This is a genomic window from Streptomyces sp. NPDC034043, assembly GCF_055575675.1.
The window spans coordinates 63,091-77,274 of record NZ_JBVISF010000003.1; the positions used below are offsets into that span (position 1 = coordinate 63,091).

Annotated in this window: 14 protein-coding genes; 1 reads left to right on the forward strand and 13 read right to left on the reverse strand. The window is 74.1% G+C overall.

From position 1 onward, the window contains the following. Window positions 1–207: 207 nt before the first annotated feature. From ACZ51S_RS08675 to bldG, 6 genes are all read right to left on the reverse strand, one after another. Window positions 208–405 carry a hypothetical protein gene (locus ACZ51S_RS08675; RefSeq protein ID WP_468960271.1) on the reverse strand — a complete coding sequence of 66 codons (198 nt, stop codon included), beginning with the start codon at window positions 403–405 and terminating at the stop codon, window positions 208–210. A gap of 125 nt (window positions 406–530) precedes the next feature. After that, window positions 531–2,045: a DUF7059 domain-containing protein gene (locus ACZ51S_RS08680; RefSeq protein ID WP_468801200.1), complete on the reverse strand. Its 1,515-nt coding sequence runs from the start codon at window positions 2,043–2,045 to the stop codon at window positions 531–533. A 193-nt stretch (window positions 2,046–2,238) separates the two neighbouring features. Beyond that, a complete protein-coding gene (locus tag ACZ51S_RS08685) occupies window positions 2,239–2,799 on the reverse strand; it encodes a small secreted protein (protein WP_468163496.1) in 561 nt (186 codons plus the stop codon). 174 nt (window positions 2,800–2,973) lie between these two features. Beyond that, complete coding sequence (locus ACZ51S_RS08690) at window positions 2,974–5,376, reverse strand: sodium-translocating pyrophosphatase (RefSeq protein ID WP_468476255.1); 2,403 nt, start codon at window positions 5,374–5,376, stop codon at window positions 2,974–2,976. Window positions 5,377–5,654: 278 nt separating this feature from the next. Further along, window positions 5,655–6,095 (reverse strand): ATP-binding protein, encoded by a 441-nt coding sequence (locus tag ACZ51S_RS08695; protein WP_388933513.1) that lies wholly within the window; start codon window positions 6,093–6,095, stop codon window positions 5,655–5,657. Between the two features lie 103 nt (window positions 6,096–6,198). Then, window positions 6,199–6,540: an anti-sigma factor antagonist BldG gene (gene bldG, locus ACZ51S_RS08700; protein WP_361602310.1), complete on the reverse strand. Its 342-nt coding sequence runs from the start codon at window positions 6,538–6,540 to the stop codon at window positions 6,199–6,201. Window positions 6,541–6,622: 82 nt separating this feature from the next. Between bldG and ACZ51S_RS08705 the strand changes: the two genes are divergently transcribed. Continuing rightward, window positions 6,623–9,070 (forward strand): DEAD/DEAH box helicase, encoded by a 2,448-nt coding sequence (locus tag ACZ51S_RS08705; RefSeq protein ID WP_468960274.1) that lies wholly within the window; start codon window positions 6,623–6,625, stop codon window positions 9,068–9,070. Here ACZ51S_RS08705 and ACZ51S_RS08710 read toward each other — a convergent pair. From ACZ51S_RS08710 to ssd, 7 genes are all read right to left on the reverse strand, one after another. After that, window positions 9,042–9,488, reverse strand: a complete 447-nt coding sequence (locus ACZ51S_RS08710; RefSeq protein ID WP_468801203.1) for an Rv3654c family TadE-like protein — start codon at window positions 9,486–9,488, stop codon at window positions 9,042–9,044. The two genes, ACZ51S_RS08705 and ACZ51S_RS08710, sit on opposite strands and share 29 nt — an antisense overlap. Next, entirely contained in the window at window positions 9,485–9,814 is a 330-nt protein-coding gene (locus ACZ51S_RS08715) for a TadE family type IV pilus minor pilin (protein ID WP_468476258.1), read from the reverse strand. Before ACZ51S_RS08715 ends, ACZ51S_RS08710 begins: the two co-directional genes overlap by 4 nt. Window positions 9,815–9,848: 34 nt before the next feature. After that, the gene (locus ACZ51S_RS08720; RefSeq protein ID WP_468476259.1) at window positions 9,849–10,046 is read right to left on the reverse strand and encodes a DUF4244 domain-containing protein; all 198 of its coding nucleotides are present in this window, start codon (window positions 10,044–10,046) and stop codon (window positions 9,849–9,851) included. A 72-nt stretch (window positions 10,047–10,118) separates the two neighbouring features. Beyond that, entirely contained in the window at window positions 10,119–10,895 is a 777-nt protein-coding gene (locus ACZ51S_RS08725) for a type II secretion system F family protein (RefSeq protein WP_468887145.1), read from the reverse strand. Next, window positions 10,895–11,779 (reverse strand): type II secretion system F family protein, encoded by an 885-nt coding sequence (locus ACZ51S_RS08730; protein WP_468476261.1) that lies wholly within the window; start codon window positions 11,777–11,779, stop codon window positions 10,895–10,897. The genes ACZ51S_RS08725 and ACZ51S_RS08730 overlap by 1 nt, the downstream gene beginning before the upstream one ends. Beyond that, a complete protein-coding gene (locus tag ACZ51S_RS08735) occupies window positions 11,776–12,924 on the reverse strand; it encodes a TadA family conjugal transfer-associated ATPase (protein ID WP_388933494.1) in 1,149 nt (382 codons plus the stop codon). The genes ACZ51S_RS08730 and ACZ51S_RS08735 overlap by 4 nt, the downstream gene beginning before the upstream one ends. After that, complete coding sequence (ssd, locus tag ACZ51S_RS08740; protein ID WP_468960562.1) at window positions 12,921–14,078, reverse strand: septum site-determining protein Ssd; 1,158 nt, start codon at window positions 14,076–14,078, stop codon at window positions 12,921–12,923. The genes ACZ51S_RS08735 and ssd overlap by 4 nt, the downstream gene beginning before the upstream one ends. Between the last annotated feature and the right edge of the window lie 106 nt (window positions 14,079–14,184).

A 14,184-nucleotide genomic window follows, 5' to 3' on the forward strand; every position in this document is an offset into this window, starting at 1 on the left:
GTACAACCCGCCCCCGTGTCAAACGGCAGAAGCCCGCAACGGCCACTCGAACGGTAACCCGACAAGTGCCATTTCTGCCGCCCGGATGCCGCGCCGGGACCCTCGCGGTCACCGGGCGGGGTGGCCGGGGGGCCGTCTGGCCCCGCACCGGAACCCGTCTCGACGTCGGGTTTCGCACCCCGGCGGAGATCGTCCCCGGCGCCCGCTTCAGAACCGCTGGAGACACCAGACGCCGAGGGCCACGGAGCCCGCCCCGGCCAGTACGGCCACCGGTACGGCCACCCCGGGGCGCACGCCTTCGGCCACCGGCGCGCCGTGCCGGGTCCGCGCCCCGGTCCAGGCCAGCAGAGCGGCCCCGAACAGCAGGAACACGGCCGCCGCGAAGACCGCCGGACCGCGTTCCATGCCGTTCCCCTTTTCCCCCGGGCCGCCCGGGGATCCCCCCGGATCCCCGCTGCCCGGGAGCCTGCCAGCCGAGGGGGTACGGCGGGCGAACCCCGGGTTACATCACGGTGCCGGAGGGCCGCCGGCTACCGGGCGGGACCCTGCACGGGCTCCAGGAACCCCTGCTCCACCAGCATCCGGATCGCCTCCGGAGTCCGGTCCCGCAGGACGACCGGGTCCTCCTCCACCAGCTGCGCGATCGCGTCGAGGATCCGGCCCGCGCTGAGTGAGCCGTCACACACCCCGGCGAAGCCCGCGCCGACCGTGTCCACCTTGGTGGCGCGGCGCATCCCCCGGTTCTGCCGCAGCACCACGTGCTCGGGGTCCTCCGCGCCCGGCGCGCCGACCTGCTCCTGGACGACCTCCGCGGTCAGCTGGAAGTACCCCGCCAGCAGGGCCGCGTCGTCGTGGTCGCGCAGGTAGTCCTGGCGGGCGAAGTGCGCGAGGACGGTGTCGCCGAGCGGCTGCTCCACCGAGTGCGGCCACTCCTCGATCACGATCGAGGGCTCGGCCGCGTCCGAGCGGCGCAGCGTGATCCAGCCGAAGCCGACGGCCTTGGTCTTGCGGGCCTCGAACTCGTCCAGCCAGTCCTCGTACCGCGCCGCGTACTCGGCCGGGTCGCCGCGGTGGTCGCCCGCGTCGCGCAGCCACAGCTCGGCGTACTGCGTGACGTCCTGCACGTCACGCTGCACGATCCAGGCGTCGCAGCCGCGCGGCACCCAGGAGCGGACCCGGTCGCGCCAGTCCTCCCCCTCCACGTGCTGCCAGTTGCCGAGGAACTGCGCGTACCCGCCCGGGTTGAGGTGGGCACCCGCCTCCTGGACCAGGGTCCGGCACAGGTCGTCACCGCCCATGCCGCCGTCCCGGTACGTGAGCCGCGCGCCGGGCGAGATCACGAAGGGCGGGTTCGACACGATCAGGTCGTACGTGGCCTCGCCCACGGGCTCGAACAGCGAGCCGGCGAGCAGTTCGGCCTGCGGCGCCCCGGAGAGCGCCAGCGTCAAGCGGGTGAATTCCAGGGCGCGCGGGTTGACGTCGGTCGCGGTGACCCGGGTGGCGTGGTGGGCGGCGTGCAGCGCCTGGATCCCGGATCCGGTGCCGAGGTCGAGCGCCGAGGCGACGGGGAGGCGCACGGTGATCCCGGCCAGGGTGGTGGAGGCACCGCCGACGCCGAGCACCACGCCCTCCTCACGGCTGCCGATCCCGCCGGCGCCGCCGACCGCGCAGCCGAGGTCCGAGACGATGAACCAGTCCTCGCCGTCGGGCCCGCCGTACGGGCGCACGTCGACGGTGGCGTGGACCTCGTCGCCCTCCCGGCGCAGCCAGCCGTCGGCGACGGCGGCCTCGACGGGCAGCGCGGCGGCGGCGTGCACGTACGGCTCCGGCTGCTGGAGCAGGAACAGCCGGATCAGAGCCGCGAGCGCCTCGTCACCCGCCCCGCGGGTGGCCCGCAGGGCGGGGACCGTCTCGCTGCGGGCCAGCGCGGCGTAGGCGGGGGCTCCGAGCAGGTCGAGCAGTCCGTCGGCGGTGAATCCCGCGGCGAGGAAGGCCTCGCGGAGCTCGGCGGCGCGGTCGGGCTTGGGAAGGCTGGTGGTACTCACCCGACCATTGTGGCCGCTGGGACCGGCGATCCGTACGAGCCCCCGCGCGCGGGACACGAACTGCCGGCGCCGTGGACCCGCCGGCTCGACCGCCGCGGCCACGGCGAGCCCGGAGACGGCCGGCCCCGGCCGCGCGGGATGCCCCGGCCGCGCGCGGCGCGCGCGGCGCGTGGGTGGCCTGAAATCGCGCCGGTCAGCCGTTGGCGGGCGTCGTGACCTGGCAGCCCTTCTGGCTGTAGATCACCTTGAGTCCGCTCGAATTGAGCTTCTCCTTGGCCGCCGTCTCGTTCGCCGCGACCTCGGTGAGTCCGCCGGCGACCTCCTGGAGGCCGTCCGCGAACTTGCCCTGGTCCTTGGGGTCGAGCGCGTCGATCTTCGTCTTGAGATCGGTGTAGCGCTTGGAGATCTCGCCGTAGCTCTTGACCACGGAATCCGCCGCAGCCTTGCCGTCCTTGACGGGGGGTTCGCCCTCCGCCGTCAGGGCGCCGCCCATGGTCTTGTAGGCGTCGGAGAGGGTCTGGAAGGCGGCCGAGTCGGTCTTCTGTACCTCCTCGGGCTTGCTGCTCTGGGTGGCGACCCGCTTCAGCTCGTCGTTGGTCGTCTTGATCTTGGTGAGCTCTGGCTCCCACTTGTCGCAGACCTTCTTGGCCCAGGCGTCGGCCTTCTTGTCGCCGTCGTCCCCGCCGCCGCAGCCGGACAGGACGAGCATCAGTACCGCACCGCCGGACACCGCGGCCGCAAGCTTCTTGTTCACCGGATTGGTCCCTTCGAAGGCTCTCGGCCGGAAGATACACGCCTGCCAACAGCGCACGTGCAAAGGCGGACGGACGGCGCGTCAGTCCGCGCCGCCCGTCCGCCGTTCGGGCGCATCTTCGAGCCGGGCCGGCCCGCGAGTACCGCGGGAGCCGGTCTCAGGGGCCCTGGAGCGTCAGGAGACCACCGCCGGGCCGGCCGGCTGGGCCACCCGTTCGGCGTTCGCGCTCCCCGTGTCGTCGCCGACGGCGATGCCGCGGCGCTTGGAGATGTACACCGCGCCGACGATCACCGTGAGGGCGATCACCGCGACGACGGCCCGCACCACCGGGCTGGTGTCCGGGCCGTAGCTGAACTGCACGACCGCCGGGGCGATCAGCAGGGCCACCAGGTTCATGACCTTCAGCAGCGGGTTGATGGCCGGGCCGGCGGTGTCCTTGAAGGGGTCGCCGACGGTGTCGCCGATGACGACCGCGGCATGGGCCTCGCTGCCCTTGCCGCCGTGGTGGCCGTCCTCGACGAGCTTCTTCGCGTTGTCCCACGCCCCGCCGGAGTTGGCGAGGAACACCGCCATCAGGGTGCCGGTGCCGATGGCCCCCGCCAGGAAGGAGCCGAGCGCGCCGACGCCGAGGGTGAAACCGACCGCGATCGGGGTCAGCACGGCGAGCAGGCCGGGCGTGGCGAGCTCCCGCAGCGCGTCCTTGGTGCAGATGTCCACAACGCGGCCGTACTCGGGCTTCTCCGAGTAGTCCATGATCCCGGGGTGCTCGCGGAACTGGCGGCGCACCTCGTAGACGACGGCGCCCGCGGAACGGGAGACGGCGTTGATGGCCAGGCCCGAGAAGAGGAACACGACGGCCGCGCCGAGGATCAGGCCGACGAGGTTGTTGGGCTGGGCGATGTCGAGGCTGAGGTTCATCTCCCCGGCCTTGGCTCCGACCTCCTTCACCGCGCCCGTGATGGCGTCGTTGTACGAGCCGAAGAGCGCGGACGCGGCGAGGACCGCGGTGGCGATGGCGATGCCCTTGGTGATGGCCTTGGTGGTGTTGCCGACGGCGTCCAGGTCGGTGAGGACCTGGGCGCCCGCGCCCTCGACGTCGCCGGACATCTCCGCGATGCCCTGCGCGTTGTCCGAGACGGGGCCGAAGGTGTCCATGGCCACGATGACGCCGACGGTGGTGAGCAGGCCGGTGCCCGCCAGGGCCACCGCGAAGAGCGCCAGCATGATCGACGTGCCGCCGAGCAGGAAGGCCCCGTAGACGCCGAGGCCGATGAGGAGCGCCGTGTAGACGGCGGACTCGAGACCGACGGAGATGCCGGCGAGGACCACGGTGGCGGGGCCCGTCAGCGAGGACTTGCCGATGTCCCGGACGGGGCGGCGGTTCGTCTCGGTGAAGTAGCCGGTCAGCTGCTGGATCAGGGCCGCGAGCACGATGCCGATGGCGACGGCGACGACGGCCAGGACGCGCGGGTCCCCGCTGTGGTTGGCGATGGCGGCGTCCTCGACGCCGACGAGCTCCTTGTAGGTGGCCGGGAGGTAGCTGTAGACGGCGATGGCCACGAGCACGAGGGAGATCACGGCGGAGATGAAGAAGCCCCGGTTGATCGCGGTCATGCCGCTGCGGTCGGAGCGGCGCGGGGCGACCGCGAAGATGCCGATCATGGCGGTGATGACGCCGATGGCGGGCACGATCAGCGGGAAGGCCAGGCCCAGGTCGCCGAAGGCGGCCTTGCCGAGGATGAGCGCGGCCACGAGGGTGACGGCGTAGGACTCGAAGAGGTCGGCCGCCATCCCCGCGCAGTCGCCGACGTTGTCGCCCACATTGTCGGCGATGGTCGCGGCATTGCGCGGATCGTCCTCCGGAATGCCCTGTTCGACCTTGCCGACCAGGTCGGCGCCGACGTCGGCGGCCTTGGTGAAGATGCCGCCGCCCACGCGCATGAACATCGCGATCAGGGCGGCGCCGAGACCGAAGCCCTCGAGGACCTTGGGGGCGTCCGCGGCGTAGACCAGGACGACGCAGGAAGCGCCGAGCAGGCCCAGGCCGACCGTGAACATGCCGACCACGCCACCGGTGCGGAAGGCGATCTTCATGGCCTTGTGGGCCACGGCGGTCAGGTCCTTGGCGGGTTCGCCCTCGGCGGGAGTGGCCTCGCGGGCGGCCGCGGCGACGCGGACGTTGGCGCGGACCGCGAGGCGCATGCCGATGTAGCCGGTGGCGGCCGAGAAGATGGCCCCGACGAGGAAGAAGGCGGAACGTCCCGCCCGCTGCGTCCAGTCGTCGGCGGGGAGCAGGAAGAGCAGGAAGAAGACCACCACGGCGAAGACGCCGAGGGTGCGCAACTGGCGGCCGAGATAGGCGTTGGCGCCTTCCTGCACGGCTGCGGCGATCTTCTTCATGTTGTCGGTGCCCTCGTCGGCGGCGAGGACCTGGCGGACCAGGATCTGCGCGACGACGAGCGCGGCCAGGGCTACGCCCGCGATGACGAACACGATGATGCGGTTGTCATCAGTGAGTACCGCGGCTGCCAGATCATGGGCGTGATCCGGAGCGATAGGGGTGAAGAGCCCCGTCATTCGTCCTCCTTGACGTGATGAGCTCAAGATGTGGACGGATTGTAGGGAGCGGGACCTGATCAAAACAGTGCGCGTCAAACGGAATTGGCAGACTCTGGCTCCTCAGCAATAGATCACGTCACTCCATTACCCTCGAAAGAGGTAACGGGGCAAAGGCATTGACGCTTGATCAGCGATCTAGAGGATTTTCCGGGAAAACGAAAAAGGCCCTGCTCAGCAGGGCCTTGGCAAAGATCAGAAGAAATTGATGAAGATCGGAAGATAGGGCGGGAACGGCCCTACGGAAGCGGGGGCACCGCCGTGACGGGCCAGCTCATCCGGATCGTCCCGCCCGATTCGCCACTGGTCACGGAGACGTCGTCGACGAGCCCGCTGATCACCGCGAGACCCATCTCGTCCTCCTCCTCCGTGTCCGGGTCGAGGACGGCGGCGATGCCCGGCACCGACTCGGCGGAACCGCCTGCCGGTCCGGGCACCTCGTCGCCGACCTCGATGGAGAACGACTTCTCCTCCTCGGTCAGCACGACGCGCACGGGCGCGGTCAGGCCGTTGCTGCGGTGCAGTCCGACGGCACGCGAACAGGCCTCACCCACGGCGAGGCGCACCTCGTCGAGTACGGCTTCCTCCACCCCCGCCCGGCGCGCCACGGCGGCCGCGACGAGGCGGGCCGTCCTGACGTGTTCGGGCTGGGCGCTGAAGCGCAGTTCAACGGTGGCCATGTGCGTCCCCCTCGGACTACGGGCGTGCCTTGACAGGGGCCCGGACCGTCCACGGCCCGGCACCCCCGCTCCTGGACGGCTCCTCGGTATCCGGAGCCGTACGTCAGTCGGTGGCCTGGACGGCGTCCTCCACCGTGGTGTGGATCGGGAACACCTTGGTCAGACCGGTGATCCGGAAGATCTTCAGGATGCGCTCCTGGTTGCAGACCAGACGCAGCGAGCCCTCGTGCGCGCGCACGCGCTTGAGGCCTCCCACGAGCACACCGAGGCCGGTGGAGTCGAGGAAGTCCACTCGCTCCATGTCGACAACCAAGTGGTAGCTGCCGTCGTTCACCAACTCCACCAACTGCTCGCGCAGCTTGGGCGCGGTATACACATCAATCTCGCCACCGACCTCTACGACCGTGCGGTCGCCGACAGTGCGAGTCGACAGGGACAGGTCCACGGATCCTCCAGCACCTTGCTATCGAGCGGCGCCCCCCAGGGGCCTCCCCGTCCGAAGGTAGGGGAGGGGATCGGCTGCCGCGATGGCATTCAATCACTTACCGGCAGGCGCGCACGACGCCTTGGGACCATTGTCCCGCACGCCAGTGACACACTCGGTTCCAATGGCCAACACTCACCGCCCCGGTCCGCCCACGGCACCCGCCGATCCACGACCCGCTCCCGGCACGGTCCTGGACCGGCTGTCACGGGGGCCTTCCCGGGCTGCGCGCATCACCCATACGGAGCACTTGCCCCCTCGGGAGGGTCGTCATGCGGTCTGGCCGCATCGCATCCGAACGGATGTCGTGGCCGCGATCCGGGACGCGGGGATCGACCATCCGTGGGAACACCAGGCGGCGGCCGCCGAGCACGCCCTGGACGGCGAATCCGTGGTCGTCGCCACCGGAACCGCCTCCGGGAAGTCCCTGGCCTACCTGGCGCCGGTGCTGTCCGCGCTCGCGGACGGCGCCGAAGCGCCCAACGGGCGGGGTGCGACCGCCCTCTACCTGGCTCCGACCAAAGCTCTGGCCGCCGACCAGCTGCGGGCCGTCCGGAAGCTCGCCGCGCCGCTGAAGAACGCCGTACGGCCGGCCGTGTACGACGGGGACACCCCCGTCGAGGAACGCGAGTGGGTGCGCCAGTACGCCAACTACGTGCTGACCAACCCCGACATGCTGCACCGGGGGATCCTGCCCTCCCATCCCCGCTGGTCCTCCTTCCTGAAGGCCCTGCGCTACGTCGTCATCGACGAGTGCCACAGCTACCGCGGCGTGTTCGGCTCCCACGTGGCCCAGGTCCTGCGGCGGCTGCGCCGGCTGTGCGCCCGATACGGCTCCGAGCCGGTCTTCCTGCTGGCCTCCGCCACCGCCAGCGACCCGGCCGCCGCCGCGTCCCGGCTGACCGGCGTCCCGGTCACCGAGATCACCGACGACGCCTCCCCGCGCGGCGAGGTCGTCTTCGCCCTGTGGGAGCCGCCGCTGACGGAGCTCAAGGGCGAGAAGGGCGCCCCGGTGCGCCGGACGGCCACCGCCGAGACGGCCGACCTGCTGACCGACCTGGTCGTCCAGGGCGTACGGACCGTGGCCTTCGTCCGCTCCCGGCGCGGGGCCGAGCTGATCTCCGTGATCGCCAAGGAGCGGCTCGCGGCGGTGGACCGGTCCCTGCCCGGGCGGGTCGCCGCCTACCGGGGCGGCTACCTGCCCGAGGAACGACGGGCCCTGGAGCGGGCCCTGTACTCCGGGGAACTGCTGGGACTGGCCGCGACCACCGCCCTGGAGCTGGGCGTGGACGTGTCCGGCCTGGACGCCGTGCTGATCACCGGCTACCCGGGCACCCGGGCCTCGCTGTGGCAGCAGGCCGGGCGCGCCGGGCGCTCCGGCCAGGGCGCCCTGGCCGTGCTGATCGCCCGCGACGACCCGCTGGACACCTACCTGGTCCACCACCCCGAGGCCCTGTTCCGCCAGCCGGTGGAAGCCACCGTCCTGGACCCCGACAACCCGTACGTGCTGGCCCCGCACCTGTGCGCGGCCGCCGCCGAGCTGCCCCTGACCGAAGCCGACCTGGACCTCTTCGGGCCCGCGGCGCGCGGCCTCATGCCGCAGCTGGAGGCGGCGAAACTGCTGCGGCGCCGCGCCACGGCCTGGCACTGGACCCGCCGGGAGCGGGCGTCGGACCTGACCGACATCCGCGGCGGCGGGGGCCGCCCGGTACAGATCGTGGAGGCCTCGACGGGCCGGCTGCTGGGCACCGTCGACGAATCCGCCTCCCACACCGCCGTCCACGACGGCGCCGTCCACCTCCACCAGGGCCGCACCTACCTGGTGAAACACCTGGACCTGGAGGGTTCCGCCGCCCTGGTCGAGGAGGCGAACCCGCCCTTCTCCACCACGGCCCGCGACACCACCTCCATCTCCATCCTGGAGACCGAGACCGAGATCCCCTGGGGCGAGGCCAGGCTCTGCTTCGGCTCCGTCGAGGTCACCAACCAGGTCGTCTCCTACCTGCGCCGCAAACTGATCACCGGCGAGGTGCTCGGCGAGGCCAAGCTCGACCTGCCGCCGCGCACCCTGCGCACCCGGGCCGTGTGGTGGACGGTGACCGAGGACCAGCTGGACGAGGCCCGGATCGGCCCGGAGATCCTCGGCGGCGCCCTGCACGCCGCCGAGCACGCCTCCATCGGCCTGCTCCCGCTGTTCGCCACCTGCGACCGCTGGGACATCGGCGGGGTTTCCGTCCCGCTGCATCCGGACACCCTGCTGCCCACGGTCTTCGTGTACGACGGCCACCCGGGCGGCGCCGGCTTCGCGGAACGGGCCTTCCAGACGGCCGAGGCCTGGCTGACCGCCACCCGGGACGCCATTGCCGCCTGCGAGTGCGAGGCGGGCTGCCCCTCCTGCATCCAGTCCCCCAAATGCGGCAACGGCAACGACCCCCTGCACAAGCGCGGCGCCGTACGGCTCCTCACCCGCCTCCTCTCCACGGCTCCCTGACCGCCTCCCCGGCTGGCGAGGCCGGGGAGGCCGGGGAGGCCACCGGCGGCCCCGCCCGCGCCGCCACCTCGGAGGTGAAGGGTCCGGCCCGGACCCCGGCCCGGACCTCCGCCACCTCGCCGCCCACCCGGCAGGCGGGCAGCACCGCCCCCTGGGCCCCGGCCACCCGCCGGGCCGCCGCACAGGCCCGCTCGGGGCCGTGCGCCCAGCTCGCGGCCGCCGCCAGGGCGGCCAGATCGGCGGCCGCGCCCGCCCGGTGCCGGGCCACCACCGCCTGCCCGAGCAGCAGCACACCCCCGAACACCGCCACCAGCACCGCGGCCACCACGGTGGCCCACACCGTCGCGACGCCCCGGTCCCCCGGACACCCGCGCAGACCCGGCCCCCGCCCCGGACGCCCGTCCCCGCCCCGGCTCATGACGGCGGCCCCACGCTGTCCTCCGCCAGGGCCACCGCGAGCGCCCCGAGCCGTACCGGCAGCACGGCCGGGCCGGGCGCCGGAGCAGCCACCCGGACCCGCCACAGGTCGCCGGACCGCTCCAGCCGCACCTCCGCCCCCGCCGGGGCGGCCTCCCGGGCCGCCGCGACCGCCACTTCCACGGGCTCGGACCGGGCGGCCGCCCGGGCGCCCGCCCGCGCGGCGTCCACACACCGGATCTGCGCGGCCGCCGCCATCAGCGCCCACACCAGCAGCGCCGCGAACAGCACCAGAGCCGGAATGACCACAGCCGCCTCAGCCGTCACATATCCGCGGTCCTCGAAGACCCGCCGCTTTCGCTCAGAAGGGCACATCGAGCGCCTTGCCGATGGTCGACTGGAGTGCCGCCGAGACGACGTCGCTCGTCACCACCTTGTACAGAACCGCGGCGAACGCACACGCCGCGATCGTGCCCATGGCGTATTCCGAAGTCGACATTCCCGCATCACCCCCACGGCCCTTCAGCGCCGCCCGCACCCGAATCCGGATGATCCTCATGACACCCTCCTGTGGGATTACGTTCTTGATCTGATTTCAGCTTTTCGATTCCGCTGCTCCGGCCGATGCGCTTCACCGTTCCGACAGCAGTCCGGAGGCCATTCCGATCACCACCGGCGCCACTCCCACCGCGAGGAACGCGGGCAGGAAACACAGCCCCACCGGGGCGGTGACGAGCACCGCCGCCCGCTGCGCCCGCGCACCCGCCTGCCGGGAGCGGTCCGCCCGCAGGGCCGCCGCGAGACGGGAGACCGGCTCCGCGGCGGGCGCCCCGGTCCGCGCGGCGCGCTCCAGGCACTCCGCCAGCCCCCGGGCACCCGGTATCTCCGCCAACCTCCCCCACGCCGCCCCCGGTTCGCCGCCCAGACGCAGCTCCGCACCCGCGAGCGCCAGCCGCTCGCCCACCGGACCGCCCAGCGACTCCCCGACGACCTCGGCCGCCTCGACCGGTCCCGCGCCCGCCGCGAGACAGGCCGCCAGCAGATCCGCGGCGAACGGCAACTGCCCCTCCGCCTCCCGCAGGTCCGGCCCGGCGGACGGCCGGGCCCGCGCGAGCGCCCACCGCACCGCGAACGCCGCCCCGCACCCGACCAGGACCCCCACAGTCCCGCCGACCAGCACCCAGCCCGCCAGCAGCGCTCCGGCCGGCCCCGCCCAGGACAGCGCCGCGGCCCGGACGCCCGGCCCCCACACCGGGCCCCGCCGCACCGGCCCGGCCCGGAAGAGGACCGCGGTCCTGCGCCGGACCGCCCGCCTCCCCAGCCGTGCCACCACCGCCGAGGCCAGCCACCACACCAGCGCGGCCACGCACAACGCCGTCCCCAGCCTGTGGACCGCGGAACCGTCCATCACCGCTCCCCCGTCCGCACGATCCGCCGGCACCACAGCAGCCCCAGCGCCTCCAGCACCCCGCCGGCCAGCAGGCAGCCCCACCCGACCGGGGAGTGCAGCAGCACCTTCAGCGGATCCGCTCCCAGCGCGGTGCCCATCAGCAGCCCCACCAGCGGCAGCAGGGCGAGCACCACCGTCGTGGACCTGGCCCCCGCCAGCTGGGCCCGCAGGGACTCCTCCCGGTCCCGCTCCGCCCGCAACGCCCCTTCCAGCCGGTCGAGGCCGGCCGCCAGGCCCGCTCCCCCGTCCACCGACACTCGCCAGCAGGCCGCCATCCCGGCCAGCCCCCGCGCGCCCGGCTCACGCGCCGCCTGGTGCAGGGCTTCGGCCACGTTCCCGCCGAAGGCGGCGGCGGCCAGCACCCCCGCCTCCGCCGCGCCCGGGCCGCCGGGGCCGGCCGCCGTACGGCGTATCGCCACGGTCAGCGCCTGCCCCGGCTGGGCGCCGGCCCGAAGCTCTCCCACGACGGCCCCGCACAGCGCCACGACCCCCGCGGCACGGGCGGCGCGCGCCCGTTCCCGCTCCCTGGCGCGCAGCCAGCGCCGCAGCAGCGGCACCGAAGCCGCGCCGAGCAGCAGGGGGATCACCGACCCGCCCAGTACGGCGACCACCGTCCCGGCCACCAGGCCGGCCCACTCCCGCCACCCCGCGGCCCGGATCCGCACCGCGGCCGCCAGCCGCCGGCCGGGCGCCGGCCCGCCCGGCACCAGCGGTCCGCCCCCGGCCAGGACCAGCCTGGCCCGCCGGGGCAGCCGCTCACCCCCGGCGAGCCCCCACGCGGCCGCCCCGGCGCACAGCACCCCGGCGAACACGGGCACCGACCCGAGCGGTCCGCTGATCACCGCGCACCTCCCAGCAGCGGGGCGAGCCGCGCCCAGCCCGCCTCCCGCAGGAAGCCGCGCGCTCCCCAGCGCAGGGCGGGCACGGTCACCACCAGCCCGGCCCCGTCCCGCTCCAGTACGTGCACCTCGGCCACCCTCCGCTTCCCGGACCGGTCCCGGACCAGGTGGACCACCAGGGTCAGCGCGGCCGCCAGCTGGCTGTGCAGGGCCGCCCGGTCGAGCCCCGCGGCCGTCCCGAGTGCCTCCAGGCGGGCGGGAACGTGCCCCGCCGCATTGGCGTGGACGGTGCCGCAGCCGCCTTCGTGCCCGGTGTTCAGGGCGGCGAGCAGGTCGGCGACCTCGGCGCCGCGCACCTCCCCGACCACCAGCCGGTCGGGCCTCATCCGCAGGGCCTGGCGGACCAGGTCCGCGAGGGTGACCAGCCCGGCCCCCTCCTGGTTCGCGGGCCGGGTCTCCAGCCGCACCACATGCGGGTGGTCGGGGCGCAGCTCCGCGGAGTCCTCGGCGAGCACGATCCGCTCACCCGGTCCGACCAGCCCCAGCAGGGCACTGAGGAGGGTGGTCTTGCCCGTCCCGGTGCCGCCGGAGACGAGGAACGACAGCCGGGCCTCGACCATCGCCCGCAGGAGCCGGTGTCCGCCCGGCGGCAGGGTCCCGGCGGTGACCAGCTCGTCCAGCGTGAACGCCTTCGGCCGCACCACCCGCAGCGACAGGCACGCCGACCCGACCGCCACGGGGGGCAGCACGGCGTGCAGCCGGGTGCCGTCCGGCAGGCGGGCATCCACCCAGGGCCGGGCGTCGTCCAGCCGCCGTCCCGCGACGGCGGCCAGCCGCTGGGCCAGCCTGCGCACGGCCTCGGCGTCGGCGAAGGTCACCGAGGTCAGCTCCAGCCCGCCACCGCGGTCCACCCACACCCGGTCGGGGGCGGCCACCAGCACGTCGGTGACCCCGGGGTCGGCGAGCAGCGGTTCCAGTGGCCCGGCGCCCACCAGCTCGGACCGCAATTCGGCGGCCACTCCCAGAACTTCGGCGTCCCCGAGGAGCCGCCCCTGGGCGCGCAGGGCCGCCGCCACCCGGGCGGGCGTGGGCTCCGCCCCGCTCTCGGCGAGGTGCTGGCGCACCGCGTCCAGCAGCACCGCGCTCATGCCGGCACCCCCTGGGCGGAGCCGAGAGCCCGCTGCCAGAAGCCGTCGCAGAAGCGGGCCAGCGTGCCCCGCGCGCCCGGCGGTTCCCTCTCGGCCACCCGCCCCGGAAGCCCCACCTCGACCGGCACCTCGCCGGCCAGCGGCGCCCCCAGCAGCCCCGCCACGGCTTCGGCGTCGAGCCCGTCGGGACAGCGGCCCCGCACGACCACGCGGACGTCCCGGGCCACCATGCGCACCCCGGCGGCCACCCGCCCCGCCGCGGCCACCGACCGCAGCTCGCCCGGCACCACCAGCAGCACCAGGTCCAGCTGGGCCAGCACCTCCGCCACGGGCTCGTCCACCCGCCGGGGCAGGTCGACCACCACGACGCCGCCGCGCCTGCGGGCGGCGGCCACGACCGACCGCATCGCGGCGGGCGGTACGACCACCCGCTCCCCGCGGTCCCAGCTCAGCACCCGCAGCGCGTGCAGTTCGGGCAGGGACTCCTCCAGGGCTCCGGCCCCGACCCGGCCGCGCGAGGCGGCGAAGTCGGGCCACCGCAGTCCCTCGGCGCTCTCACCGCCGAGCAGCACGTCCATGCCGCCGCCGAGCGGGTCGGCGTCGATGAGGATGGTGCGCTCGCCGGCCTTGGCCGCCCGGAGCGCGAGCGCGCAGGCGAGGGTGGACGCCCCGGCCCCGCCACTGCCACCGATCACCCCGACGGTCAGGGCGGGCCGCCCGGCACCTTCCACCACATCGGCGATGCGGTCGACGAGCAGGCTCTCGGCGTCGGGGAGACGCAGGACCTCCTGGGCGCCGATCTCCACCGCCCGCTGCCACACGGAGGGGTCGTCGAGGTCCCGGCCGACGAGGAACACCCCGTCCCGGCGCGGCGCTCCGCGCACCCGGCGGGCGGCGTCGTCGCCGACCAGGACGAGCGGTGCGGAATCCCAGCCCGCACCCGCCACGCCGGCAACACTCCCGTCGCCGCCGGGACCGCCGGCTCCGGTTTGCTCCGGCACCGCGTGGTGCACATGCGGCTCGGCGCCGGCGGCGGCGCACAGCCGCAGCAGATCGTCCAGGAGCAGCGGGTCCTCGGTGAGGATCAGCGGCCGCCCGCCTCCGGGCACGGCCCCCGCGGCACGGGCGGGCGGTCCTCCTCCACCGGCCACCACGGGTGCCTGCGCTTCACACGACTTCGATCCAGCCACGATCTCCGCCCCCTTCTCACAGCAAATCCACGAGCCGCGGACTTCGCGGCTGGAATCACGGTGGAGGGAT